19 protein-coding genes and 5 pseudogenes are annotated in these 26,013 nt (G+C 66.4%); 8 read left to right on the forward strand and 16 right to left on the reverse strand.

The window, feature by feature from the left end:
* Positions 1-634 precede the first annotated feature (634 nt).
* Together QEG98_RS33305 and QEG98_RS33310 are read right to left on the reverse strand one after the other, a co-directional pair.
* A complete protein-coding gene (locus QEG98_RS33305) occupies positions 635-2,380 on the reverse strand; it encodes a nuclease-related domain-containing DEAD/DEAH box helicase (RefSeq protein ID WP_141593604.1) in 1,746 nt (581 codons plus the stop codon).
* Positions 2,380-6,948, reverse strand: coding sequence for a Zn-binding domain-containing protein (locus tag QEG98_RS33310; RefSeq protein WP_316564144.1), 4,569 nt, complete (start codon positions 6,946-6,948; stop codon positions 2,380-2,382). The genes QEG98_RS33305 and QEG98_RS33310 overlap by 1 nt, the downstream gene beginning before the upstream one ends.
* 186 nt (positions 6,949-7,134) lie before the next feature.
* Between QEG98_RS33310 and QEG98_RS33315 the strand changes: the two genes are divergently transcribed.
* A complete protein-coding gene (locus tag QEG98_RS33315; protein WP_316564145.1) occupies positions 7,135-8,721 on the forward strand; it encodes an IS1182 family transposase in 1,587 nt (528 codons plus the stop codon).
* Between the two features lie 155 nt (positions 8,722-8,876).
* Here the strand turns inward: QEG98_RS33315 and QEG98_RS33320 are convergent, their stop codons facing one another.
* Positions 8,877-10,838 carry a serine/threonine protein kinase gene (locus QEG98_RS33320; RefSeq protein WP_316564146.1) on the reverse strand — a complete coding sequence of 654 codons (1,962 nt, stop codon included), beginning with the start codon at positions 10,836-10,838 and terminating at the stop codon, positions 8,877-8,879.
* 257 nt (positions 10,839-11,095) lie between these two features.
* On the opposite strand from QEG98_RS33320, the gene QEG98_RS33325 reads away from it, so the two are divergent.
* Both QEG98_RS33325 and QEG98_RS33330 read left to right on the forward strand, forming a co-directional pair.
* Positions 11,096-11,413, forward strand: coding sequence for a helix-turn-helix transcriptional regulator (locus tag QEG98_RS33325; RefSeq protein WP_316564147.1), 318 nt, complete (start codon positions 11,096-11,098; stop codon positions 11,411-11,413).
* Between the two features lie 51 nt (positions 11,414-11,464).
* A complete protein-coding gene (locus QEG98_RS33330; protein WP_090491882.1) occupies positions 11,465-11,812 on the forward strand; it encodes a helix-turn-helix domain-containing protein in 348 nt (115 codons plus the stop codon).
* A gap of 196 nt (positions 11,813-12,008) precedes the next feature.
* Here the strand turns inward: QEG98_RS33330 and QEG98_RS33335 are convergent, their stop codons facing one another.
* Entirely contained in the window at positions 12,009-12,392 is a 384-nt protein-coding gene (locus QEG98_RS33335; RefSeq protein ID WP_141255347.1) for a hypothetical protein, read from the reverse strand.
* A 7-nt stretch (positions 12,393-12,399) separates the two neighbouring features.
* Positions 12,400-13,569 (reverse strand): serine/threonine-protein kinase, encoded by a 1,170-nt coding sequence (locus QEG98_RS33340; protein WP_316564148.1) that lies wholly within the window; start codon positions 13,567-13,569, stop codon positions 12,400-12,402.
* Positions 13,570-13,824: 255 nt separating this feature from the next.
* On the opposite strand from QEG98_RS33340, the gene QEG98_RS33345 reads away from it, so the two are divergent.
* Positions 13,825-14,205: a DUSAM domain-containing protein gene (locus QEG98_RS33345; RefSeq protein ID WP_316564149.1), complete on the forward strand. Its 381-nt coding sequence runs from the start codon at positions 13,825-13,827 to the stop codon at positions 14,203-14,205.
* A 49-nt stretch (positions 14,206-14,254) separates the two neighbouring features.
* On the opposite strand, the gene QEG98_RS33350 is transcribed toward QEG98_RS33345, so the two are convergent.
* From QEG98_RS33350 to QEG98_RS33365, 4 genes and pseudogenes are all read right to left on the reverse strand, one after another.
* Positions 14,255-14,812, reverse strand: coding sequence for a PspA (locus tag QEG98_RS33350; RefSeq protein WP_316564150.1), 558 nt, complete (start codon positions 14,810-14,812; stop codon positions 14,255-14,257).
* 117 nt (positions 14,813-14,929) lie between these two features.
* Positions 14,930-15,106 carry a hypothetical protein gene (locus tag QEG98_RS33355; protein WP_316564151.1) on the reverse strand — a complete coding sequence of 59 codons (177 nt, stop codon included), beginning with the start codon at positions 15,104-15,106 and terminating at the stop codon, positions 14,930-14,932.
* A gap of 239 nt (positions 15,107-15,345) precedes the next feature.
* Positions 15,346-15,618, reverse strand: coding sequence for an NAD-dependent epimerase/dehydratase family protein (locus QEG98_RS33360; protein WP_316564152.1), 273 nt, complete (start codon positions 15,616-15,618; stop codon positions 15,346-15,348).
* Positions 15,619-15,712: 94 nt separating this feature from the next.
* A pseudogene (locus tag QEG98_RS33365) lies at positions 15,713-17,067 on the reverse strand (IS1182 family transposase).
* A gap of 329 nt (positions 17,068-17,396) precedes the next feature.
* Between QEG98_RS33365 and QEG98_RS33370 the strand changes: the two are divergent.
* From QEG98_RS33370 to QEG98_RS42400, 4 genes and pseudogenes are all read left to right on the forward strand, one after another.
* Positions 17,397-18,017 carry a hypothetical protein gene (locus QEG98_RS33370; protein ID WP_316564153.1) on the forward strand — a complete coding sequence of 207 codons (621 nt, stop codon included), beginning with the start codon at positions 17,397-17,399 and terminating at the stop codon, positions 18,015-18,017.
* A gap of 29 nt (positions 18,018-18,046) precedes the next feature.
* Positions 18,047-18,790: pseudogene (locus QEG98_RS33375) on the forward strand (Mu transposase domain-containing protein); the annotation flags it as partial.
* Positions 18,791-18,885: 95 nt separating this feature from the next.
* Positions 18,886-19,593: pseudogene (gene istB, locus QEG98_RS33380) on the forward strand (IS21-like element helper ATPase IstB).
* A gap of 82 nt (positions 19,594-19,675) precedes the next feature.
* Positions 19,676-19,852 (forward strand): annotated as a pseudogene (locus QEG98_RS42400) (IS701 family transposase); the annotation flags it as partial.
* 311 nt (positions 19,853-20,163) lie between these two features.
* Here the strand turns inward: QEG98_RS42400 and QEG98_RS33390 are convergent.
* The 7 genes and pseudogenes from QEG98_RS33390 to istA form a co-directional block, all read right to left on the reverse strand.
* Positions 20,164-20,586, reverse strand: coding sequence for a hypothetical protein (locus tag QEG98_RS33390; RefSeq protein WP_316564154.1), 423 nt, complete (start codon positions 20,584-20,586; stop codon positions 20,164-20,166).
* Positions 20,583-22,130, reverse strand: a complete 1,548-nt coding sequence (locus tag QEG98_RS33395; protein WP_316564155.1) for a recombinase family protein — start codon at positions 22,128-22,130, stop codon at positions 20,583-20,585. Before QEG98_RS33395 ends, QEG98_RS33390 begins: the two co-directional genes overlap by 4 nt.
* On the reverse strand, positions 22,127-22,327 hold the full coding sequence (locus QEG98_RS33400; RefSeq protein WP_316564156.1) for a hypothetical protein: 201 nt from the start codon (positions 22,325-22,327) through the stop codon (positions 22,127-22,129). Before QEG98_RS33400 ends, QEG98_RS33395 begins: the two co-directional genes overlap by 4 nt.
* Positions 22,324-22,881 (reverse strand): DUF2924 domain-containing protein, encoded by a 558-nt coding sequence (locus QEG98_RS33405; RefSeq protein ID WP_316564157.1) that lies wholly within the window; start codon positions 22,879-22,881, stop codon positions 22,324-22,326. The genes QEG98_RS33400 and QEG98_RS33405 overlap by 4 nt, the downstream gene beginning before the upstream one ends.
* A gap of 239 nt (positions 22,882-23,120) precedes the next feature.
* Positions 23,121-23,528, reverse strand: a complete 408-nt coding sequence (locus QEG98_RS33410; RefSeq protein WP_316564158.1) for a hypothetical protein — start codon at positions 23,526-23,528, stop codon at positions 23,121-23,123.
* Between the two features lie 93 nt (positions 23,529-23,621).
* Positions 23,622-24,386: an IS21-like element helper ATPase IstB gene (istB, locus tag QEG98_RS33415; protein ID WP_140787629.1), complete on the reverse strand. Its 765-nt coding sequence runs from the start codon at positions 24,384-24,386 to the stop codon at positions 23,622-23,624.
* Positions 24,383-26,007, reverse strand: a pseudogene (istA, locus tag QEG98_RS33420) (IS21 family transposase). The gene istB (QEG98_RS33415) and the pseudogene istA overlap by 4 nt, the downstream one beginning before the upstream one ends.
* Positions 26,008-26,013 lie beyond the last annotated feature (6 nt).

The following is a 26,013-nucleotide window of genomic DNA, read 5'->3' on the forward strand; positions in this document are numbered from 1 at the left end:
TCCTCTCAGAGAAAAGCCGAGAACGGGTTCGCAGAAGCCTTCGTTCGGGGAGCTGAACGAAGGGCCCTACCAACCGGTAGGGCCCTTTTGTTTTACATTGGCCTCGCGATGAAAATCGCGGGGCCTTGGTGCTTAAGCCCCTGAATCACAAGGGATTCTGGCTCGCGGCGATGAAGAGGGTCCCCTTGGCTCTCTACTCTGCAGAGCGAGATGCCCCATCTCCTCCACCGCCAATTGGGCTCTCTGGACCGCTCTTTCACCCGTTCTGGGGAGAGAGAGGCCGAGAGCGGTTAACAGGTGCTGTTAACTTTTGGGGAGGCGGTTAACAACATTCTCCTGGAGAACCGCTATTTCCGCTCTGATTTTTCTGGGAAGGCATCTCTCTCTGCTTTCTCGCCTCGTCTCTTACCTGCTTTGCTGGTCCTCAAGGGTTCGGCGCAAGGCCAGCGGGGCCCGCGCTACCCCCCCCACTTAGAGTGAGGGCGGTCGCACCTGGCCGTTGATCCGCGCGGCGCCATTCCTCTCTAACGGCGCTCGCACGCCCTGTGAAACTTTCGGTTTGTCAGTCCAATCAGGTCCAGAGAGTGTCACCAGTGAGAGAGGTTGAAAGCGAACCGGGGCAGGCGCGCGGCGGCTAACTGCCTCGGTTAACAGCCTCAGCAACTCTTGAACTCCGTTCGGCCTCTAAGAGCGCCGCCTCAACTGTCGCGCGTACCTCGCCGGACTGGCAAACGAGTACAAGGCGATGCCTTGCCCTCGTCCATGCCACGTAGAGGTCGGTCGGCGTGAAGAACGCGCCGAACCCGCTGAGACCATAAACGACCACGACGTCTGCCTCGAGTCCCTTGAATGCGCGCGCTGTCGTCGCGAGAACGCCGGCGCCTCGCCTCCAGTCGACGGCGTCGTCGATAAGAGGGATCCCGTCCACCTCCGCGTGACGAGCGAGCGAGCCCTTCGCGTGGGAGGCGACACCGATCAGCGCGAGTTGCTGCGGCTTGATGCCTTGCAGTAGCAGTTGCCGAACCTCGGAGAGCACCAACCCCGCCTCGGCCACCGCCGTCCCTGCTCTTCGAACGGCAGGCGCCTCTCCTGACGGCGAGCCGGGCAGCAGACGAATGTCGATGCCAGCGAGCGCTGCCCCGCTTCGGGCGATGGCCTTCGTGTTCCTGCAGTTCGTTGTAAGCCGGAAGCGGACCGGGAGCGAAACCGGTGGGAGCTTCGCCACGCCACGCAGGCTCTGCTTCATATCAAGGAAGACGTAAAGCCGACCTGCCTGTCCTATGCGCGATAAAGACTCAATCGTTACCCACCAGTCGGGAGCAAAATCCTGCGCTTCGTCGACGACGATCGCATCAAAGGCCTCTGCTTGCCCCCGCGCGCGCAGGACCTCAAGCGATTGCTCCATAATGAGCGGGACGTCTTCATCCCAAAATGCCTGTTCGCCGGTGCTTGGGACGTCGAAATCCACACGCGCTCGCTGCGCCAAACGGCGAGCACATGCGTGGAACGTCGAGATTTCCAACAGCGCGCCAGCACGGTGTGCCCTCGGGTCGTGCTTGGCTTGCTCCTGAAGCCATGCGCTAAGGTGGCGGTTGTAGCAGAGGAGCAAGACACGCTCACCACGGTCAGCGCGCGTCAACGCGAACTCGAGAGATAGGAGTGTCTTCCCAGAACCCGCCGTGCCCTCGACGAGTACGCGCTCATTCTCGAGGAGCCCCAACAGGGTCGCACGTTGGTCGAGCGTGATCTGGACGATGCGATGATACTCCGCGCTGACCTCCGCCCCTGCGCAGCGTATCAACCTCAGCTTCGGCATCAAGGCATCAAGAAGCTCTGTGAACTGGCTTGGAGTCAGGTGCGTTTCGCTCCGCGCCCATGCAGTGAACGCCTCCTCGATCCTCGCAGGGAGCGTCGAAAGGCCTGGTGCATCAACGAGGGTGTGAGGATCACTGTTGATTGGTAGTGTCCCCGAGAACCGAGCGTGCGGGAACACGACGACATCTCCATGAGCGAACATTCCGCGGTGGACGCGCTTGCGGGTGCGCTCCTCAATCGCATCGAGGAGCGCATAGCGACTCTTCCGAGCCTGGTCGAACGGGTCACGCAACTCCTTCCCGCCGCGAGACCACGTGCGTCCTGTCAGCTCCGGCTTGCCCCCCTTTACCTCAAGGACCAAGAGACCGCGCATCGGATGGAGGATGACGAAGTCCGCCTCGCCCTCGCGGAGTGGCTCGCCCACAAGGTCACGCATGGGACGGAGCCAGGGGAACGAGTGGAGAACTACAAAGCCCGTCGGGAGACCTCGCAGCGCCTCATAGACGACTCGCTCCGAATCGTGGACGATGTCCGTCGGAATTATCTCGGGGATGAAGCGCGCCATTAGGGTGCCTCGTCGGCGTGGCACACGATCGCCGCAGCGAGCGTGACCTCGGTGCGTTCGAGTCGCTCAGGGCGGTACTCCCTTCCCGTGGCGCTGCCATACGAGACTTGCAGCCGCGACGGCGCCCCCTCATCACCCAGCAACGCCTTCACGTGCGCGACTGTCCATTCCGAACCAGTGGCCCCGAACTTTCCGCGCGGTCGAAGGACTACTATCCACGTGTCGGGACCGAGATCGCCAGGCGAAACAGGGCGGACGACGAGCCACCCGCCAGCACCAAATCCGATGTTCCTGAGACCAGGGCTGGGGACGCGCACGGCGAACGCGCCCGCAGCAAGGGCGACGTCGACTAGCACCCGAACCTTGCCGTGAGTCTTGTCATCGTCTGCTCTTCGCAAGTCCTTTATCGGGAGTTCGACGATACGCCCCGTCGATGGAGTCGGAGCCGTAGGACGAGGCGCGGATGTGCTCGGCCTCGTGAGGCCCGTAGCGCGCTGGTATGCAGAGGGCAGATCGTGCTCCACGAGGTAGTCCGGCAAGATGACGCGCGGGGCATCGCCGGGAGCTACAGTCGGGTGCGTCATCTCAGCGGCATCGCTCGCGAGGAACGCGGGATAGATACCCACCGTCATTGAGCGTGGTCCTTCGCAGCGCAGGGCACCGCTCGGGTCCGCTACTGTGGTCCACCCCTCCATTTCGAGGAAGCGGGCGAGCGGACGCAGCTTTCGGATCTGCTCGGTCACAGATGCAAAGGGAGGGACCTCTCCCGCGCGGAAGTACCGCAGCAGTTGGTACGCGAGGCGACGGTCGAGGCGCCCGTGTAGAAAGCGATTGCCGTAGTGACGCAGGCACTTCGTGCACGAGCGCTCGCAGTTTCCCGGGCACACGCGGAGAAGTTCCTCCGTCCGGTCGAGGACCTGCTGCAGTTGTTCGCCAGCATCGGCCGCGTAGCCCGCGCCGCCAGCGGCGGTGTCGAAGAGGTAGAGTTCGGCTACTCCTTGGTCACCATCCACGAGCTTCGGCAACAAGCGGAACCCTGCGGAGAGCTCACCCGGGTCGATGTCGAGATGAAGGCTGGCACCGAGCGCGAGCGCCTCAGCGAGCGTCGCGAGCGCGTCGTAGAGCCAGGGCTGCTTCGGCTGAAAGTCCAATGGCTGACGGAACGCGCCGCGCAGCAGAAGCAGGTCGGTTCGGAAGTCGTGCACTAAGAACAAACCGCGCCGCACCTCACCGTTGCAAGCTCGCCCTGCACCATCACGTTCGAGGATGTGCCTCGGAACAAGGAACGGACGCGCGTGAGAACCGTCCGGCTCATCGCCGTCAATCCACGCGCCGCCACAGCTCGCACACACACTGAAGCCTGCCGCATCCTTCCCTTTATTCGCCACGACCAACAGGACGTCTTCACCGTACGCGTGGCTGAAGTTGACCCCGGGGCCATCCCTCCAGTCGAACTCGTCGCGACTGGCGATCTCGGGGAGTTGGGCTGACGAGGCGTAGGTGACGTCCTGCTCGCGATCACCCTCGCGCAGCGCACGCCCCTCCTCTGGCGAAAACCCCGGCGGGTCCAGGTACTCGCGGACGAAGAGCGGCGTGCGACACACCGGGCATGGCGAGCCTTCGACCGTACGAGCCGACGCCCTCCCACCCTCGATCGAGATGTAGGAGCACTGCGGACAGCCTACGTAGCGGTTGAGCGGCTGCGCAAACAGCGCTGCCGCCGGAGTTGCAGACGGCGGCCCGTCGACGAAGACGCCGCCGACACGATAGGTCTGCTTGTTCACGACCAAGAGGCGCCCTGGCGCGTACTCGCTCAGCGCTTGCGCCTTCGCGAGTTGTGGCCGTTCGGCGACCTTGATCCGCCACTGTAGGGTGCTCTTGTCCCATTCCTGAATTACAAAGCTGCACAGGTCTGTCGGGAACGCATAGGACGGCAGGAGCCCGCGTTCGAAGCAGAGGTCCAGGAGCCCTCCAGTATCGTCGTCGTTCGCATCCTCTTCGCTGGGTACAGCCTCACCGCTCGACGCGCCGAGGCGCCCGTCGCGTAGCTGAGTGAGAGTGTGAAGCAGCGTGTCGGCAATCTCCCGTACGAACTTCCGCTTCTCGTCGGCCCCCTCAGTCTTGAAGATCGCCGCCGGGAGCCAGCCAGCTACCTCTTCGACGATGGCGCTCTTCGGGGTGAGCACCTCCCTCTTCATCCACTGCTCGAACTCCCCGAACGAGAACTCGGCCGTTCCTTCGAAGAACTCCTTTGCATCGCCGAACGCGCTCATGATGCCGGGTCGGTGTTTAGCGATCTCCGCTTGCGCCTCAGCCGAGAGCGAGTCCAGGCGCGAATGGAAGAAAGTCTGAAGCAGGTGCGAGTTGACATGCCGCCGCGCCAGGCGCGGGTTATCAGCCTTCAGGCGCGGCTCGCGCGGCGGCCCGCTGATGATTGCCTGTGGGTTGGCGAAGTAATGGGCATCATGCGCCCCCCCTTGCGCGAACATGAGAACGGACGAGACCGACGTACCTCTACGACCCGCGCGACCGGCACGCTGTTGATAATTTTCACGTTGGGGCGGAACCGTTCGAAGGCCGACGGCAGTCAGCGATCCGATATCGATGCCGACCTCCATCGTCGTCGTGCAGCTCAGAATGTCGACGGGTGGCTTGTCGGGGCCGAGCGGGACGTCTTGGAAACGGAGTTCGAACTCCTCTGTGGTCGCGTAAACATCACCAGCGTCGCGCTGGGAGAGTTGCGCGGTGTGCTCTTCAGCCGTGATGTGCACCGGCCGCGCTCCTTTGAGGACCGCGCGTAGTGGCTCACGGAAGAAACCCTTCCGCGAACGCATGTACTCGTGCTCGGGTGGGCGCTTCTCAAGGCGCTTGTCCTGGCAGTTCCCGCAGACACCCAAGAACGGCTTCAACTGAAGGTGGCCGCAGACTGTGCACTGCAACCATTCTGCGTCGAGCGCGAGACACATCACGATGCTATCGGTCATGACGAGGCGACCGGAGTCGTCGCCAGCGGAGGCCTCCCGGGTGAAGACCTCGAAGAGTTCGTCTCGGAGTCGCTCAACATCGGCAGCACTGAGTCCGGTCCGCACACGGATAAGCTCAAAGAACTTCTTCAGCCCGTCAGCAGCACGGACAGGCTGGAAAAAGGGGAACTCGTCGAGGCGTGCGTCCTTCCCAAGGGCGGGATCAAACGCGTACATACGGAACATCTCACGGAGCCACGCGTTCGCGACCTCATCGATCATCGATGATGTGCCGACGCCGGTGAGCCGCTTCTGCAGTTTACGGAGAGTCGCAGGCGCCGCTTCAACCACCGCCGCGCAGGCTGCAACGAGCGAGTAGTAGGGGTCGCCTATTTGGCGGACCAGCGCAGTTCGGAAGCGTGTCGGCGGTGTAGGACGCCACTTATCTGCGAGGGCCGTATCAAGGTCGTCGAAGTCCTTACGGAACTGCCTGCACTCTTCGAGGAGTTTGTCCTGGTCGCGCCCGTCGAAGAAGTGGAGGTGGTGGCGCGCGCACACGGCGACGAACGCCGCATACATGGTCTCATCGAGGATCGCGGGCTGAGGCGTGGAAAGTTGCGCGAGCTCTTGGCAAGCGAGGACCAGCGCCTCGCGGAACGAGTCGCGCTCCACCTCTCGCGGTAGATCGCGCGCAAGTCGAGCAGCCTTCTGCCTACCGTCACTAAAAAGGAGCGCCTTGCGGCCTTCGTTCGGGTGTTGCTCGCTCGGCCCCTTGGTCGCAAGTTGCGAAACAAACTGTTCTCTCACGAGGTTGGCAAAAGGCTGCTCACCTTTAGTCGCGAGATCCATGATCTTCAGGGAGCCATTTGACTGCGTCGTTCGCGTGCAGGCAGGACACACGCTGAACGTCGTCGTGTTAGTGACCTTGACGGCTGCCACGTGAGCGCGGAAGCAGAGGCGCGTTCCACTAGTCGTCGCGCTCGCGGTGCCGAGAACGCGGCCAGTTTGGACGTCGAGCAACAGAGGTTCGACAGCGCCTCTCTGCTCCGGGTGAGGCTCTTCGAGGAACAGGTGCAGTTCATGAAGGGGCCTGCCGAACTCCGTCAGCTTCCCACCACGTTCGTGCCAGAGGAAGTCCGCCGTCGCGCTCGTCGCGAACGCGCGTAGGTAGGCCGCGCCACAGTCGCGGTGAGTGAGCAGCTCAAATACGCGCCCACCGCACTCACACTGCGTGCGTGGCTGCGTGTACAGACGACCCAGGAGCGTAGTCCCAGTTCCGTTACGACGCGCGGAGCAGTTCGGATTGATACACGAATAGAGCGGCGGCAACCCGCGAAAGAGCACATGGACGCGCGTTGGGAGGAGCGGCTGCTCGTTTCTCCCCGGCTCAGTGCGCCGCGCGAATGTGCCGAGCGCGAGGAGTCCGTCAGTTGCACGTTCTGCTTCGCCGAGCGAACTGCCAGGGAAGAGCATTTGGGCCAGCACTGCGAAGTCAGTCCCGTTTCCCGACGCGTGCTCCAAGAGCAACTCGAGCGGGCCAAAACCTGTGAGCGACCGACAAATGTACTGGCGTGTCGGCAGTGTCGCCGAGTCTCCCTTCTCCACGATCGTGGGAGGAGTCGCCCAGCCAAGGCGCGCTGCGACGCTGGCAAGTGACGCATTCGCCTCGTCGGGCGCGAACCCCGCAGCCGCTAGAGCGCCGATCAGGTTACGGCGAGGGAGCAGGCAAGCGGCAGGAGATCGACGCGGGCTGTCGTCGCGTGGTCAGGTCGCCACCTTTGGAGGTGGCGCATGGAACGCTGGAAGCCGGCTGTGGAGCAGAGCGCACGGGAGCAGCGCCTGCTGAGGCTGGCGGGGAAGAGCAGGAAGCTTTTCGTCTTCCTGCGCGAGCATCGGCACGAGTTGTTCGACGAGGCCTTTCAGGACGAGCTCGAAGCGATGTACCGACAGACGGGCCAGGGCCAAGAGCCGCAGCCGCCCGCGATGATGTGCATGGCGCTGCTGGTGCAGGCCTACACGCAGGCCTCGGACGCCGAAGCCGTGTGCCTGTCGGGCACGGACAGCCGGTGGCGGATGGTGTTGGACCGACTCGGCGCGGATGAGGACGAGCCCGCCTTCTCCCAGGGCGGGCTGCAGCAATTCAGGGAGCGACTCATCGCGACCGAGATGGACCGTCGGCTGCTGGAGCGCACCGTCGAGGTGGCGAAGCGAACCAAGGGCTTCGACCCGAAGAAGACGCCGAAGACGCTGCGAGTGGGGGTCGACAGCCGCCCTCTGGAAGGGGCCGGGCGGGTTGAGGACACCATCAACCTGCTCGGCCACGCAGGCCGCAAGGTGGCCGAGAGCATGGCGCTCGTGCTCGGCACCGACGTTGAGGAGGTGTGTCAGCAGGCCGCTGCGCCATTGCTGATGGCCAGCAGCATCAAGGCCGGCCTCGACATCGACTGGAGCGCGCCCGACGCGAAGGTCGACGCACTCAATCGGCTCTGCCGACAGCTCGACCGCCTCATGGCCTGGGTGGCCAGGCAGTCGAAGTCGTGCGCCGCTGCTCCGCTGACGCGCTACATCGAAGCGCTCGCGCAGGTGAAGGCACAGGACCTCGAGCCGCGCCCCGAGGGCGGCGTGCGGATTCGACAGGGTGTGGCGGCCGACAGGCGCATCTCCATCGAGGACCCGGACATGCGCCACGGGCGCAAGAGCAAGAGCAAACGCTTCAATGGCTACAAGCAGCACATCGGCACCGACCTCGACACTGAGCTCGTGGTTGCCTGCGCCGTGACGCCAGCCAACCGCCCCGAAGAGGAGGCGACGGGCGCACTGCAGGAAGACATGGCCCACCAAGAGCTCTTCCCCGACGTCCTCCTCATCGACAGGGCGTACCTCAACAGCTCAATGACCGAAGACGTGCTGACCAGCGGTGGCGACGTCGTCTGCCGTCCGTGGCGAGGAGTCAGCGCGAAGCCCGGACTCTTCGGCAAGCGTGACTTCAAAGTGAACATCCGCGACGGCACCCTCACGTGCCCTGCTGGCGAGGTGGAGCCCTTCGAGCCCGGCGCCGTCGTGCAATTCGACCCGGAAGCCTGCGGGCCGTGCAAGCTGCGCGCGAGTTGTACCCAGGCGGCGTCCGGCAGAGGGCGCAGCGTCACGATGGGCGACGACGAGCGGCTCCAGAAGCGCCTTCGCTCACGTCTGCAGTCGCGCGCGGGCCGCGCACAACTCCGCGAGCGTGTCGGTGTCGAGCATCGCCTGGCGCATCTCGCCAACCGCCAGGGGCCGAAGGCCCGTTATCGAGGCACGCGCCGCAACCTCTTTGATCTCAGGCGCCTCGCGGCCGTCCAAAACCTTGAGGTCGCCGCGCGCTACCTGCGCGCGGCGTGACCCAAACTGTTCGACGCTCTAGGGCCACCCCCTCTCCTGCGAGGAGGAGGAAAAGCAGCACGGCCGACACGGAATGATGCACGCGACGTTTCTCCTGGACCACGCCAACAGCAACACTGCTGGCGACTCACGGGCGCCTGCCCAACAGCGACGGGTCATTCAAACTCACTCACTGCCTTGACCAAAATCGCAGAGTACACGCGAGCCTTACCGGTATCTCCTCCGCCACCTTCGATCTCCGCTCCTCGTTTCTGAGAGGAGTCCAGCACTTCCAGGCACACGGGGAAGCTTCCTTTGCTCGTGCGCGCCCGAGTCAGTCGGACATAGACGCGGTCGGCAATAGTGAGTCGCCCAGACAAAGTAGCCATGTCCGAGCCCAGGATGATCTGTGCAGTGCCATCCCTCACCGTCACGTACTTTTGCTCTCCCCGGACGAAGCTTGCCGCCTCCTTGTCCCCAATCTCCATGCCGAGCATCTTCATGCCCTTGGTGGCGCCTGCCGGGCACAGTTCAGGATCCGGAGCCGGACGCACCTGGGGACCAGTGCAGGCCAACGCGCCGCAAAGGGCCGTCGTCGCCAGGGCAGTGCGGACGCTCCTCGCGGCCTTCTTCGCAGGCGCTGGCGGGGAGGAAACGGTGTCATTCTGGGGGGTCGTCACGGTTGCAGTCACCTCGGGAAGCGTCGCAGGGGGCGCGACGGCCGCAGGTGTTGCCTCCGGCCCGATGGGAGCTGCGGCCGGGGCAGCTTGAGGTTTCTTGGCATATGCCGCTACTTCTTGACCGGGGCCGGCCTGCGGCTTCGGTGAGGCCGTCCGTTGTGAGAAGTACGCCCCAGACGCGAGGGCCATGGCCAGCAGCCCCGCCCCCAGCACACGCCCCAGCCGGAGTCGCGAGAGAAACGAGCGCCGCCCTGCCTCGACGACGGGGGCCACAGGCGCCACGAGCAGCGCGGCGTCCGCCTCCATCGCGGCTTCCGCCCCCACCCCGGCCTCGAGCGCCAAGCCCGGCAGCTGCGCCTCCACGGGCTGCGTGGCCGCAGGCACCAGCGGGGCCTCGGGCGGCAATGCCGCGGGCCTGCCTTCGCCAGGGACTTCCGGCAGCTCCGGCCCCAGCGCCTTGCCACGACGCATCTGGCGCAGGGGCCGCTTCGCCCACCGCTCCAGCTTGTTCACCTTGCCCTCGTTCTCGGTGGTGGCCGAGTTCGGGCCATAGGCGTCAAACAGGGGCGTGTCCCACGCCTCCCCTTCCGCCCCGGACAGGAGCTCCTCCAGGGCCGCACAGACAGTGCTCGCGTCGGGACGCGCAGCAGGGTCCTTCTCCAGCAGCCGCATGCACAACATGGCCAGCCGCTCCGGGACGAAGCGGTTGACGTAGTGAGGGGGCACAGGTGACTTGTCAATGACGCCCTGGATGTACGCCTCCTCCGCCCCCGTGTCGAAAGGCAGCCTCGCCGTGAGGAGGCGATAGAGGACGATGCCTAGGGCCCACACGTCGTCCGAGGGGACTGACACGTAGCGGAAGCCCTTCTGGCCGAAGTACTTCCGTATGAAGAGCCACGCCTCAGGGGGCCGGTACTCCATCGTCCCGGGCGGCAAGATGGACTGGGTGACACCGGAGGGGGCGCCCGCGTAGTCCCCAATGCCGTAATCCACCAGCACCGCCAGGCCGTCCGCGTCGCGCACCATGACGTTGGCGTCCTTCACGTCCCGGTGCACCACTCCCGCCTCGTGCGAGGCCGCCAGCGCCCGCGCCACGTCGAGCGTCACCTTCGCAATCCGCCGGGCCGAGGGGTTCTCCTCCCGCACCCACGCGCTGAGCTTCCGCCCCTCCACGTACTCCATGGCGATGAGGGCAAAGTCGCGCTCCTCGGCCTGCCAGTAGGTGAAGCCGCGAATCCCCACCACGTTGGGGTGCTTCAAGCGCAGGAGGATGGAGACTTCCTTCTCCACCCGCCCCTCCACGCGCTGCCGCTCCACGAGCTTCAGCGCGCAGGGCTGCTCGTCCTGAGTCGCGAGGTACACGGTGCCGAAGCCGCCCTGGTCCAGGTGCCGCACCACCGTGTAGCCCTTCACCACGTCCCCGGGAGACAGCACGGCCGGGGGGCCGTTGTCCCTCATGGCGACCTCCGCCTGGAGACTGTGTCGGACAGCAGGACTGCGGCCACGCGCATGCGACTCCCTCCCGGACGCCGGCCCACGTTACCAGAAGCCCGGGGAAATCGCGCGAAGTCTTATCCCACCCCGACCACCAGCCGCAGAGGGTTTCAAGCCTATCTCAAGGTGAATACAACTAGACTATCAGGTACAGTTGCTTGGGAATGTACATCCACCCTGACGCCCGTGGCCTCGCCCTTCCGAAGGAGCCCTCCCGTCCCTTGCCCAGCATCGTCGGCGGCACCCTCCGCGCAGCCCGCCTTCGCGCTGGCCTGAAGCAGACAGAGGTGGCCCAGCTCATCGACATCTCCCCTATCGTCTACAGCCGAATCGAGCGCGGCCGAATGCTTCCCAGCGTCCAGACGCTGTACCGTCTGTGCTCCGCGCTCCGCACCACTCCCAACGAGCTACTGGACTACCCCGCCTCACTGCCACCGGACGTCGTCACCGCCGCCAAGGAGGCCCTGCTCCGCCGTGTGCGCCAGTTGGACGCGCACCAGGCGCTCGCCCTCATCCAAATCCTGCCGGACGTGCGCTGATGGATGGTACTCCCTTGACAAATTGAAATTCAGGTATACTCCATTTCACCCATGAACGAACAGCTTGCAGCGCACCTGGGCGCCATTGCCCGTCTCGCTCGGGAGCAGATGAGTTTGACGCAGGTCCAAGTCGCGGAGCGCGTGGGGATGGCCTCAGCCGTCTACAGCCGCATCGAACGCGGGCACATGATTCCCAGCGTTGAGACGCTGAAGAAGTTGTGCATCGAGTTGATGGTCTCCCCGGAGGACATGATGGGCCTCACCGAGGCCTCCGACAGAGGGGCACGGACTCGGCCGGAGGATGACGTCACCTTGCGCCGCCTTCTCTTCCTCGCGCGGAAGCTCGATGCGGCGAAGCTGGACGCCCTCGTCCGCATCACCACGGAGCTGGCCCGCTGAAGCTGCGCCCCGTGGGCGCCCGCCCATCCAGCGCCAGGCTGCTTGCGGCCAGCGCTCCGGCGTCTCCGAGCAGGGAGCAGACACGGCGGGCAGAGCCCCATACCTCGGGGCTCTGCACCGGAGCACGCGCCCCCCCCAACCGAGCGGACCCCGGCGATGACGGAGCGCCTCCCCGTCCGAAGGAGGAGGCACCCCGCTACGCCGCGCCGCGCTCCCGCAACTCCGCATCCACCTCAGCGAGTAACTTCTCCAGGCGCGTCTTCTGCAACTGAAGGCGGGAAACGTCGTCCAGCCCCGCCTCTGGGTCGCTGCGGCGCTCCTTCGGTGGGTCGGCTTCCAAATCCTCACGCACCTCCACGATGAGGACATCGCCCGCGCGGATGTTCGCGTCACACCACGTCAGGTGCTCGCGGTACTCCCTACCTTCAGAGCCGCCCACGTGGAGTGTGAATTCAGGGATGGCGCTGGTCTCGTCGTCAGGGCGGCGCACCCACGACAGAATGGTGTGGAGGACTCCGAAGTCCGGCAGCCCCGCGGTGGTGAGGTGCTCGCCATTGCGAAGGACGCGAAAGCAGAGCATCGGCGGCCTACTCCTTCTTCGGGAGACCCAACTCGTGCTTCTCCAGCCCATCCGGGTAGATGCCGGCCTCGCCGAACTCCACCTGGTCACGCAGCACCCCGCCCTCGGACACGACACGGGCTGCTTCCTTGGCGGCTTCCGCTCGCCCATAGGGCTCGCGGAGCTGGACGTGGGCGACACCACGCAGCGCATCCCTCATGTCCGCCGCCGTCGCGAAGCGCTCCTCGGGGTTGAGGCGCAGGGCCGTGTGCAACACCGCCTTGATGTCCTGGCTGAGGTGGCCCACCGCCTTCTCGACGACGTCCGGGCCGAACGCCTCCATGAGGGCCTGCATCTGCTGCAGCGGCAACGAGGGCTGCGACTCCGCGACAAACCGGCTCTCCTTCGCCACCACTGGGACGTCGCGCACCTCGAAGAGGTGTTTGCTCGTCAAGACTTCCACGAGCAACACCCCCAGGCTGAAGACGTCGGAGCGCGGCGTCAGCCCTTCCTTGCGCAGGTACTCCGGAGAGGCGTAGGCCACGTCCCCTCGCAGCAGATTCTCGGGCGACTCCTCCCGCCCCACCAGCAGCGAGAATGCCGAGCCGAAGTCCAGCACCTTCACCTCTCCATGGAGGCCCAAGGCGATGTGCCGGGGACTCACGTCACGGTGGACGATGCCCAGAGACACACCCTTCTCTGACGTCAGCGTGTGCGCGTAGTGCAGCGCGTCCGCCACCTCCGCCCCCGCGTACAAGCCAAAGCCCTCGGAGAGGGGCTGCCCTCGCACCAACGCCGCGCACACCAACGTCTCCAGCGAGGGCCCACCCACGTACTCCATGATGGCGTAGGGGGCGTCCTCCTCCTCATCCACCTGCATATGGAAGACTTGCGCGATGTTGGGGTGGTTGAGGCGAAAGGCCAGCTGCACCTCTTCAATCATCCGCTTGCGCATCATGTACGTGGATGGGCTGGCAATTCGGCGAACCAGGGAGAGGCCTGCCAAGACTCCATCCGCCACTCGCCGCTCCACCTTCAGGAGCTTCTCGCCATTCGACCGCACCTCGACCTCCCGCACCGCCTCGTAACGCACGCCCTCCACTTCGAAGAGGAAGCGCGGCGCGCTGGGGCTAGGCGGGGTGGAGAGTCTGGACGGAAACTCCTCCGTCGACACTTCATCTTCCGAACGCTTCGTCATGGCTGTGAATCCTCCTGAAAGAGGGGGCGCGGCCCCACGGACACCGAGATTCGCCGTCGCGGCAACTCTCCCGGGGCCTGCTAGGTCTAGTTGACTCGACCGTCTAATTAACATGACCTTTTGTAGCCTGTGAAGCCCTCTACCACTCGTAGCGGACAGGCCACCCCAAGTGCGCCTATCCCTATCAAGGGTGAAAGAGACCCCAGCCTCGGCCTCACACGCTGGGCTGGGTAGCCCGCAAAGGAAACATGCATCGTGACTGAAACCGTTGACTGGGGGCCGATTCGCGCACTGGCGCGCCGTGTCCTCACCGAAGGAGAGCGCCTGGCCCTCACGCGGAAGGAGAAGGCGCTGCTGAAGCGCACGGCCGCCGAGGTAGGCATCAGCGCCAGCGAAGCCAAGAGCGCGCTCGCTACGGAAGAGGGGGCGCTGGGCCTGTTGCAAGAGGAGTCTCGGCGCATCCGCGAGGGCACTCGCCGGCTCATGGACGCGCTGCACCGGATGTACCAGCACAAGGACAAGGGGGACTTCGTCAGCGCCCGCCAGGAGATGCGGGACGTGCTCGAGGTGGAAGTCGTGCCCCACTACCGCGCCATCGCCCAGGGGCAGCTCGACGCCATGGCCGACGAGCCGTAGCGACGAGCCGCAGGAGCGCCCTCCGAAGAGGGCGCTTCGCGGCCCAGACTCAGGCTGGCGTCACCTTGTCGAAGGGACGCACCACCTGCTTACCGTCGGAGACGCGCTCCACCGTCACCGTCTTCGCCTTCTCGTCGACGGCCTTCACCTTCGCATTGAAGGCGCCCCGCCCTTGCTTGTAGCGCACCTCCTGTCCCACCGCGAAGGAGACGGGCGCCTCGGGGCTGGGACTGGCGCTGGGGGCTGCGGCCGTCGCAGTGCGTCCCGCTGCGCGCGGGCGCCCGCGGCTCTTCTGGGGCGCGGGGCCGGCCCGCGTGGGCTTCGGCGCAGCCTCCGGCCTCACATACTTCCGCACGGGCACCGAGGGCGTGCGCTTCGGCGTGGACGCTGGCGCGGGCGCGGGTATGCGCTTCGACGCGGGAGGCGGCACGGGGGCCCGCTTCGGCGCGGACGCCGCATGAGCCGAGCCGGACTCAATCCCCAGGAACTGAGCAATCTTCCCCAGCAGCTCCAGCTGCCGCTCCTGCAGCTCCATTTGCCGGCCCAGCGTCTTCTCCACCGCCTCCGCCACCGCAGCCTGGATGATGCTCTTCATGTCGCTCTGCATGTGCTCTCGCTCACTTTCCGCGCGGGGCGTACAGCCCGCGCACTCTCAACGCGGACAACAATTCAGCCTCTTACACTCACGCTACACCAAGGAGTCCAGGCGTCCTGGATTCCCATCTCAGAATGAAGCTTTCACCTCACGCCAGCGCTCGCGCTGCACCTCCCACGTCCCCGCGTGTGCAACGGCCCGGAGTCCTCGCTCGCTGAGGGGCTCCTCTCCCTCCACGGCCTCGAGGAACAGCACCTCCTCCTGGATGTCCGGAGCCAGCAGCAGCAAGTCCAGCAAGTGCGTCACACGCGCCGGGTAAAGCTGAGTTGACCTGCGACGTCCGCTGCGCTCGCCACGAGGCCCCGCTCAATGGCCGACTCCACATGGTGCGCCAGGGCCAGCATTCGCGCGACGTGTGCGGGCCGTCGCGCCACCTCTCGCGGCGGGGGTGGCGCCCCCTCGGAGGCGCACCTTCGCGCGACGCACGCGGTGGAAGTGCGCGCTGACGAGGCCAGCCTCCGCCGGCTGAGACTCGGGGCTCGCGCTCACGCCGCCACCTCCTCGCGCCCAGTCGCGGCGGCCTCACCCGCGTGGGCCATATGCACGTCGACCTGGGCGGTCAGGTATGCGATCTCCGCACCCTCCACCGCGCGAAGCGTCTGTCCTGCGTCGAGCAGATCCGCGCTCTGTAATTGGTCTGTGTCGTTGACCTTGTGAGGACGGCGACTCACTAGACGAATCTCGCTCGTGAACTCGCGCTTCAATTGGATCGCCAGCTCGCGTCCAATCTGCCCGCTGGCTCCTAGTATCACTTGCATGCTCAGCAACTCCTAGGAGTCTGTGGCGGTAATGAGGCAGGAGGCGAGCGCGGACGAGGTAGGCGGCTGGCCGCCTGATTGAGGCAGCCCGCCGCTAAGCGACCACCGCGTGGAAGAGCTTGAGGAGGTTGTGGGTGGCGCAGATGAGAGCCCACTCCTCCCGGGCCGCCTTCAGGCCCCGCCGCAGCAGGGTTCGGATGCCGCGCGCCTCTTTGATTTGGCCGAAGACGGGTTCCGCAATCGCTTTGCGCATTCGATACACCTCCTTGCCTCGCTGCGTCGCCAGCTTCCGGGCCATCCGCGCCTTCGGGGTGAGTCCCGCAGGCGGACGGCCTCTGACTTTCGGTGGCGCTTCTCCGTGCTTCTGGCGGCCCGTCGCAATGTATGGCTCGACGCCCACCGACTCGAGCCAGCGCACATTCTTCGCGGAGAAATAGCCCGCGTCCGCGCTCAGCTTCCGGGGCACCTCGTCGAGGTGCTCGGCCACCCGGTCCACCAGCGCCGGCAGGTGCTCGGCGTCCGGAGGCTGGTTGGTGAGGGCTTGGGCGACAATCACCTGGTGCGCCGAGTCCACCGCCGCCTGCGCGTTGTAGGCCTGCTCGAAGCTTGTGCCCTCTTCATGATTCGGCTGTCCGCGTCCGTGAAGTTGCGCTGCGCTTTGGGCGTCGGCTTCCCCTCGGCCGTGTGGGGCACCGTGTGGCCTGGCAAGTCCTGGGCGGGCGGCGGGGGCTCGTCGTCGTCATCATCCTTGCGTTTGCCTGCTTCCGCGGCAGCCTTGGCTTCGGCCTCCAGCGCCTGCCGGGCCTCGCGGATGCGTTGCAGACGCGACTGCGCGCGCCGCAGCTCCTCGGGGAGTTCATCGCCCCGCTTGCCCGTGCCGTGCCGGGCATCCTCCTCCGCGTCGACGGCCTCCGCCTGCGCCAGCAGTTCCTTCACCTGCCCACGCAGCTTCTCTTCCTCCCTCTGCATCCGCTCGTAGCTCATCGCCTTGTGCTTGCTGGCGTTCGCCTTCAGCTTCGTGCCGTCCAGCGCCACGTGCCCCAGCTTCACCAGCCCCGCCCTCGCGCACAGCTTCAGCATCTGCACGAAGAGGTTTTCGAAGTGCGCCCCGTGCCGGCGCCGAAACTCTGAAATCCTCGAGTGGTCCGGGGACTGGTTCGCCGCCAGGACGCGAAAGGCCACGTCCTCCCGCGTCTTCCTCTCAATCTTCCGAGACGACGTCACCCCTGTGCAGTACGCGTACAGCAGCAACGCCACCATCATCTTCGGCTCGTACGGCGGGTAGCCTCGCAGCTGCTTCTCGTAGGGCTCGTAAATGGGGGCAAGGTCCAGTTCCTCCACCACCTCCAGCACGAAACGCGCGAGGTGGTGCTCCGGCAGCCAGTCCAGCAGCGACGGCGGCAGCAGGAAGTCCTGCTGCACATTCCAGGGGCGGAACTTCTTGCTCATGGGGGCATTGAGCCCCCTCAGCTCCTGCCGGGCAAGGCCCCGTCGCGATTACCGCGACAGACTCCTAGTGGCTCTGGACGAACGTGGGGATCGGCATATGCAAGGCGCTCTGGCCCTCGGTCGTGACGTCGAGTTGGATCGTCTTGAGCGAGCTCAGATGATCGCCGTGGTGATAGCTGTCGGATTTTGACACCGCCTACGCCGTCCCCCTTTACGTTCCAATTGTTGCAGTGCAGTAGCAGCGCGCTACGGGCGAAAGCCTTCCGATCGATGCGCATGTTTCCGTGTTCTGGTAATCGTAAACATGCGCCTCTTGCGGTGCCTTCTCCGTGTTCCGTAGACTGCCGCGCATGACCTACATTTCATCCGGGCAGCTCCGCGCCGACCTCGAGCAGCTCATGGGAGTGGCACTTGTTCGTGAACCAGACGCGGACGAAGAGGACGAGGACTCGGAGGACGACGAAGCAGAGGAGGATGACGATGCGTTCACGCTCGACGGCTTCACGCCGGAGCTTCGCGCAGAGTTGGAAGCGCTGAGCGACCTGGCCGAGAACTGGTCCCTGCCCCAGCTCTGTGTGCTGAAATGGGGCGATTTCTGTCCGAGCCCTTGGCAGAACGGCGCGGATCGCGACGAGGTACTGGAGGAGTGGTTCGACGGCGACGAGGCCGCGACCGACTTCGTCATGCGCGCAGTGAGCGTCGTCCACGGCGGCGGCGGGTTCTACGTCCTCGTGAACGAGGACGGGCGCATGGGCATCTTGTGCGAGGATCCGCACTCTTTCGATCGGCTCGACTGCACGCTCCCGCAGTTCCTGAAGACGCTCGTGTCCGCACATCACATGGTCAGCACGCGGGGGCTGGAGGCCGCGGAAGCTGAGCTGAGCAAGGTCGTCGGAACCCACGCCGCCCTTCTGCTGACTTTCGCGGGCCGGTTGGCGCCGAAGGGCTGATGATGTGCGGTGCGGGGGCGATGGGCTCGCGCGCCGCGAAATCGGCGTCGGCGGTGGGCCACGCGTAGCGCACGCCGCTGAAGGGCCTGCGCTTCGAGTCGCTGGAGGCCGCCCAGGCCTACCTCGACGCGTGGGAGGCGAAGTGGGCGGACACCCGAATCCACGGCACCACCAAGCGCCAGGTGGCCGCCATGTTCGGCGAGGAGCGCCCATGGCTGCTGGCCCTGCCCGTGGAGCCCTTCCGTTACTGCGCCTACGGTGAGCGAGTGGTGCACCTGGACGGGCACGTCGAGGTGGACGGCGCGTACTACTCGGTGCCCCCGGGCCACATCGGCTGCAAGCTGCACGTGCAGTGGGACAGCCTCCATGTCCGCCTGCTGCTGCCCGCCTCGGGGCAACTGCTCCGGGAGCACACCCGGGCCCCTCGCGGCCACCACCGCACACGCGAGGAGGACAGGCCTTCCCACGCGCCGCGCACCACCGTGCAACTGCTTGAGCGCGCCGCCAGGGCTGGACGCGGCGTCGCCGCCCTCTGCCCCGAGGTGCACCGCCGAGAAGGTGAGACGGGCACCCGCCGCATCCTGGGCGCGCTGTCCCTGGCGAAGAAGCACGGCGCCGCTGCCCTGGACGACGCCTGCGAGGTGGCTCTCGAGGTGGGCGTCCCCACCTACCGCTTCGTGCGCCGCTACCTCGAAAGACGCACGCCCACTCCCGTCACCCTGCGCCAGGTCGACCCGCTCATCCGCGAGCTCACCCACTACCGCGACGTCATCGCCCGTCTGACTCAACCCACCCCTCATCCAGGAGACACCGAGACATCAATCTCGTCGAAATCACCCGCGCCCTCACCACCTTGCGCCTGTCCGGCATGGCCCAGGCCGTCGAGGCCCGCATCCGGCAGGCGCAAGCCGAGAAGCTCGCTCCACTCGACTACCTCTCCGCCCTCGTCAACGACGAGTTGACTCGTAGAAGCGACAGCTTCATCCAACGCCGCCTCAAGCAGGGTGCCTTCCGCGACGCGGGCAAGACGCTCGACGGCTTCGACTTCAACAAGAAGATGAATCGCCGCCTCGTCTTCGAGCTGGCCACCGGCGGCTTCGTGGAGCGGCGCGAGGACGCGCTCTTCCTCGGCCCTCCAGGCACCGGCAAGAGTCACATCGCCCAGGCCCTCGGCCGCGCCGTCATCCAGTCCCAAGGCCACCGCGTCCTCTACCGCGAGGCGCACCACCTGCTCGACGAGCTCGCCGAAGCAAGCCTCGAAGGCACCCGACGCCAGAAGCTCGATGCGCTCACCGGCGCTCCTCTGCTCATCATCGATGACCTCGGCATGCGCAAGCTGCCGGCCACCGCCGCCGAGGATTTGCTCGAGCTCATCATGCGCCACTACGAGAAGGCCTCCACCCTCATCACCTCCAACCGGCCAGTTTAGGACTAGGGGAAGCTCTTGGGGGACAACGCCGCCGTGGCCGCCATGCTCGACCGTCTGCTGCACCATGCCCACGTCGTCCAATTCGGTCCCCGCAGCTGGCGCACCAAGGGGGCCATGGAGTTGCGGACCTCCGAGTCCGCGGAGTAGGAGTCCTCCTGTCTCGGTCCTCTCCCTTTGGCCGGTTTTGAAGGGACCTTCTTTGGCCGGTTTTCACGTGACCATTGAGGCGCTGGCCTCGCTGGTGAGGGCCGCGGGAAGCCGGTGGGCCATTGAGGACGACTTCGAGTCAGCCAAGGGCGAGGTGGGGCTGGCGGACTACGAGGTGCGTACCTGGACCGCCTGGCATCGACACATGACGCTGTGTCGCGTCTCTCACGTCTTCCTGGCCAATGCGCGGGCCATGGCCAATCTCGCCCCCAAGGAGGGACTGCCCCCAAAAGCGCTCGGCCTGCCGTCGCGAAGAAACCCCATGAGGGCGTTTCTCGCTCGGCAAGGCCTTTACTGACGGTCCTCGTCCGCTACTCCGTCCAGGAGATTCGGCGCCTGCTGCTGGCCCTCTGGCGGCACACGCTCCCGCCAGTTACCGATGTTCTCCTGTGGAGTCGGTGGCGACGGCACCATCAAGCCGTCGCCATGCGCTGCCACTACCGAGCACGTGGCGCCAGACACAAACTGCAACTGTAGGACTAAGGAGTCCAGGCGTCCTGGATTCCCATCTCAGAATGAAGCTTTCACCTCACGCCAGCGCTCGCGCTGCACCTCCCACGTCCCCGCGTGTGCAATGGCCCGGAGTCCTCGCTCGCTGAGGGGCTCCTCTCCCTCCACGGCCTCGAGGAACAGCACCTCCTCCTGGATGTCGGGCGCCAACAACTGCAAGTCCAACAGATGCGTCACACGCGCTCGGGTGAAGCCCAGTTGACTGGCGACGTCCGCCGCGCTCGCCACCAACCCGCGCTCAATGACGGACTCCACATGGTGCGCCAGGGCCAGCATTCTCGCGACGTGCGCGGGCCTTCGCGCCACCTCTCGCGGCGAGGGTGGCGTCCCCTCCCGGAAGCTCACCTTCGCGCGACGCACGCGGTGGAAGTGCGCGCTGATGAGGCCAGCCTCCGCCGGCTGAGACTCGAAGCCCGCGCTCACGCCGCCACCTCCTCGCGTCCGGGCGCTGCGGCCTCACCCGCGTCGGCCAAATGCACGTCAACGCGGCCCGTCGCCTCACTCACCACCACCCAGGCAATGAGGGCCCGCAGCAGGCGGCCCCGGTTGGTGGCCGTGAGGGCGTCCCATACCGCGTCGAAGTCCGCCAGTGCCTGGGCCACCCACGCTGCTTCCAGTTTCTCCCCCTCCATGGCGTCCAACGCGCGCTCCACCTCCGCCAGCCGCCTCTTCATCCCGGCGGCCTCCTCCTCCGCCGCCGTCAGCTTCTCCTCCAGGAGGCGCCGGGCCGGGCTCTCCACCTGCGAGAGGGATTCCACCCACTTTGAGGCCTCCCCGGCGCGCCTGGCAAAGTCTCTCGGAAGCTGCGCGCGCTCGGCGCGCAGGGCCTTGTGCTTCTCCTCCATCCGCGCCGTGAGGCGGGCGTGTACCTGCGCCGCGAAGCCGTCACCTACCGAAACCTCCCGGAGCTGCGTGACGACGAAATCCTCCAGGGCGGCTGCCGGAAGGGGCGCGGCCCGGCACCCTGCCTTCCCCTCTTTGTCCCTGGTGACGCAGCGGTAGTAGCGGTACTCGCGCGTGCCCTTGCGCGTGGAGCCGGGCGTCATCGCCTCGCCGCACAGGCCGCAGCGCAACAGGCCTCGCAGCACGTAGTCGGGGTTGCGCCCGTGGTACTGAAGGCCTGGGCCCTCCAGCAGGTCCTGCACCCGGTGGAAGGTGGCCCTGTCCACGAGGGGCGGGTGCTCGCCCGGGTGCGTCTCGTCGCCATACGGCACGAAGCCTGCGTACAGGGGACTCCTCAAGAGGCGCAGCACATCCTGCGTCGTCCACTTCCGAGCCGCGCGCGTGGCACCACTCTGGGCCTCGTACCGCTTCGTCGTGCGCCCCTTCTCGTTGAGGAGGCGCGCCACCGCCGAGGCCTGCTGGTGCTGGAGGTAGAGTTCGAAGGCCTCTCGCACCACCACCGCCTCGTACTCGTTCACCACGAGGCGCTTATCCTTCACCTCGTAGCCCAGCGGCGCGCGGCCTCCCGTCCACTTCCCCTTGCGCCGCGCAGCAGCCACCTTGTCCCGCGTCCGCTCGGAAATCATCTCGCGCTCGAACTCGGCGAAGGACATCAGCATGTTGAGGGTGAGCCGCCCCATCGCGTCCGCGGTGGAGAAGTTCTGCGTCACCGAGACGAAGGACGCGCCCGCCGCGTTGAAGCGCTCCATGACTTTCGCAAAGTCGAGGAGGCTGCGGGAGAGGCGGTCCACCTTGTACACCACCACCACGTCCACCCGCCCCGCGTCGACGTCCTGCAGCAGCCGCTGGAAGGCGGGCCGCTCCATGTTGGCCCCGGTGAAGCCGCCGTCGTCGTAGCTCTCATCCAACAACACCCAGCCGGGCTGGCGCTGCACGTAGGAGACACAGGAGTCGCGCTGAGCGTCCAGCGAGTTGAACTCCATCTCCAGGCCCGCCGCCGTGGACTTGCGCGTGTAGACGGCGCAGCGCTTCGCGTCTGAGGGCGCTGGCTTGCTCTTCTTCATGGTGTCTCCACCCCCTCTGTCGTCGGCGGCACCGGCTCGATGCTCGAAGGCTGCTTCTGCCCGGCGTGTTGCTCCGCCACGGCCACCAGCCGCTCCAGGTTGTCGTTGAGGCGCGTCAGTTGGCGGACGAACTGCGGCATCGTCGTCTCGTAGAAGCGCTGCCCCATGTACGTTTGAAAGAAGGAGGGTCCGCTCATGGCGTCACCTCCTTCGAGCCGCCGGCCTTGAGTCCGAAGAAGGTGAAGCCATTCCAGGCCGTGCCCGTAATCAGCTTGGCCACGCTGGAGAGGCTGCGGTGAAGCTGGCCGTCGTATTCGACTCCGGCCTCGCGCACCGTCACCCGGTGCTGAGTGCCCTTGAAGACGCGCGTCAGCACCGTGCCCGGTGGCGGCAGGCGCGCGTCGCGCCCGTCCGCAATGGGCGCACGCGCATCCGCGGCGGCAGGCGGAGGCAGCACTGCGGGCTTCGCCTCTTCCGCCTGTCGCATCCTCCAGCGCTCGGGCAACTTGTCACCCAGCTCCGAGATGCGTGCGACGGCACGTGTGGAGAGGCCCCCTTCGGCCAGCTCCTGAATCCGGAAGGCCAGGCGCTTTCGCAGGTAGTCCCGGTTGCGGCTGCGCGTGGGCTCGCCGTACACCTCCAGGTACTTCTCCGCCAAATCCGGTACCGACATGCTGGCCAGCGCGGCCAGTTGCTGTGGCACGTCCGCCAACTCCTTGCGCGCAGCCCGCGCAATCCCCTTCTTCGCCATGGTGGTGTCTCCTTCGCCCGGGGCAGCACGCCCTCGGGCGAAACCCATGGACGCTCTGTCCCCAGAAGAAGACAAGGCGAGAGTCCGCGACTCAGCCATGCGCGCCCTCCTCCGCTCCCCACACGTGCGTCTGTCGTTGCGGCTGCGCATGTCGACGCAGCCACAACTCCCACAGGGCCTCAGCCAGCACGTCCACTGCATCCTCGCGACGCTGCCGCACGGGGCTCGCCGGACAGCTGCTACGCCCACGGGTCGACTTCCGTCGTCTCCTCGGGAGTCGTGGCCGTGTTCACCTCCAGTTCGCCCGCCAGCTTCTGGAGTGCGTACATCGTCCGCTTCTTGCGGTCCTGGTTCCGCACCACCACCCGCAAGTCCCCAAAGACTCTGTCCCTCGCCGTTTGCAGCGCACGGCCCAGTCGGCTCTGCTGCGAGCGCGGGCCCCCCTCGCCTCGCACCTGCAGCATCAGCTCGTCCTTCTCGCACAGCTCGTTGAGCGTGGAGACGAGCACCTCCTCCGCACCATGCGCTGCCCACCAGGCCTGCACGAATTCGCGCCAGGACTCCCCTTCGACGTCCGCATTCGCATACAGCTCGTCGAGGTTGTCGAGGAAGCCCTCCACTCCAGCCACCTTGAGGAGGCCGCCCATGACGGCCGCCCAGCCTCAATGGTCACGTGAAAACCGGCCAAAGAGGGTCCCTTCAAAACCGGCCAAAGGAAGAGGACCGAGACAGGAGGACTCCTACCCCGCGGACTCGGAGGTCCGCAACTCCATGGCCCCCTTGGTGCGCCAGCTGCGGGGACCGAATTGGACGACGTGGGCATGGTGCAGCAGACGGTCGAGCATGGCGGCCACGGCGGCGTTGTCGCCCAGGAGCTTCCCCCAGTCCTCCACGGGCCGGTTGGAGGTGATGAGGGTGGAGGCCTTCTCGTAGCGGCGCATGATGAGCTCGAGCAGGTCCTCGGCGGCGGTGGCCGGCAGCTTGCGCATGCCGAGGTCATCGATGATGAGCAGAGGCGCGCCGGTGAGCGCATCGAGCTTCTGGCGTCGGGTGCCTTCGAGGCTTGCTTCGGCGAGCTCCTCGAGCAGGTGGTGCGCCTCGCGGTAGAGGACGCGGTGGCCCTGGGACTGGATGACGGCGCGGCCGAGGGCCTGGGCGATGTGACTCTTGCCGGTGCCTGGAGGGCCGAGGAAGAGCGCGTCCTCGCGTCGCTCCACGAAGCCGCCGGTGGCCAGCTCGAAGACGAGGCGGCGATTCATCTTCTTGTTGAAGTCGAAGTCGAAGCCGTCGAGCGTCTTTCCCGCGTCGCGGAAGGCGCCCTGCTTGAGGCGGCGTTGGATGAAGCTGTCGCTTCTGCGAGTCAACTCGTCGTTGACGAGGGCGGAGAGGAAGTCGAGCGGAGCGAGCTTCTCGGCTTGCGCCTGGAGGATGCGAGCCTCGACGGCCTGGGCCATGCCGGACAGGCGCAGGGTGGTGAGGGCGCGGGTGATTTCGACGAGATTCATGTCTCGGTGTCTCCTGGGTGAGGGGTGGGTTGAGTCAGACGGGCGATGACGTCGCGGTAGTGGGTGAGCTCGCGGATGAGCGGGTCGACCTGGCGCAGGGTGACGGGAGTGGGCGTGCGTCTTTCGAGGTAGCGGCGCACGAAGCGGTAGGTGGGGACGCCCACCTCGAGAGCCACCTCGCAGGCGTCGTCCAGGGCAGCAGCGCCGTGCTTCTTCGCCAGGGACAGCACGCCCAGGATGCGGCGGGTGCCCGTCTCACCTTCTCGGCGGTGCACCTCGGCGCAGAGGGCGGCGACGCTGCGTCCAGCCCTGGCGGCGCGCTCGAGAAGTTGCACGGTGGTGCGCGGCGCGTGGGAAGGCCTGTCCTCCTCGCGTGTGCGGTGGTGGCCGCGAGGGGCCCGGGTGTGCTCCCGGAGCAGTTGCCCCGAGGCGGGCAGCAGCAGGCGGACATGGAGGCTGTCCCACTGCACGTGCAGCTTGCGGCCGATGTGGCCCGGGGGCACCGAGTAGTACGCGCCGTCCACCTCGACGTGTCCGTCCAGGTGCACCACCCGCTCGCCGTAGGCGTAGTACCGGAAGGGCTCGACGGGCAGGGGCTGCAAGTGCGGACGCTCCTCGCAGAACATGGCCGCCACCTGGCGCTTGGTGGTGCCGTGGATTCGGGTGTCCGCCCACTTCGCCTCCCACGCGTCGAGGTAGGCCTGGGCGGCCTCCAGCGACTCGAAGCGCAGGCCCTTGAGGGGCGTGCGCTGCGCGTGGCCCACCGCGGACTCCACCTTGCCCTTCCTGTCCGGGTGGCGGACTCGGGCCGGCAGGGCCGTGCATGCGTAGTGGGCCAGCACGTCCCGGAAGAGCGGATTGAGGGCTGGCTCATACACGTCGGCCGCCAGCACGCCCTCACGCAGGTTGTCCAGCACCACCGTGCGAGTCACGCCCCCAGCCGACGGAAGGCCTCCTCGTGCAGCTGCGCCCACGCGCGGCTGGAGGACTTCCAGCACAACAGCCGCACCGACTTGCGGCTGTAGCCCAGCGTCATGACGAACATGCGCGTGCGCCGGTATTTCCCCGTCTCCGGGTGGCGCACCATGGGCCCCTCCCCATAGTCCACCTGGGCTTCCTCGCCCGGCGCCGTGTGGATGACGGCCTTGGCCTCCGGGCCCTGGCTGTCGCGCAATGCCCGGACGAAGCGGCGCACGCTGATGTAGCTGCCCGTGTAGCCCTGCGTGTCGACGAGCTCCTCGTAGATGGCGCGTCCGTTGCGGCCCACCTCCATCCGCTGCCGCACCAGCTCGACGTAGGGCGCGACGATGCTCGCCGATACGTGCCGGACTCCGGCTCGGCTGCGCGGCATGGAGTCGGTGGTCCCCTCATTGGCCGGTTTTGCTCCGGCGGCCTCGGCCGCAGGCTCGCTCGCCGCGCTCGCCTCGGTGGTCCCCTCATTGGCCGGTTTTGACTTGCCCCACCGACGCGGTGCACGGATGCCCACGCCCGCGGCCTTCAGGTAGCCGCTGGCCGTCTCACGGCGCACCCCCGTCGCGTCCTCGATGCGTCTCAGACTCCAACCCAACCGCCCCAGGGCGATGACCTGCTGCTTCTTCTCGTCGCTCAAGACGTTGCCCATCCCCCG

This window comes from Myxococcus sp. MxC21-1 (genome assembly GCF_032612255.1).
Lineage (GTDB): Bacteria > Myxococcota > Myxococcia > Myxococcales > Myxococcaceae > Myxococcus > Myxococcus virescens.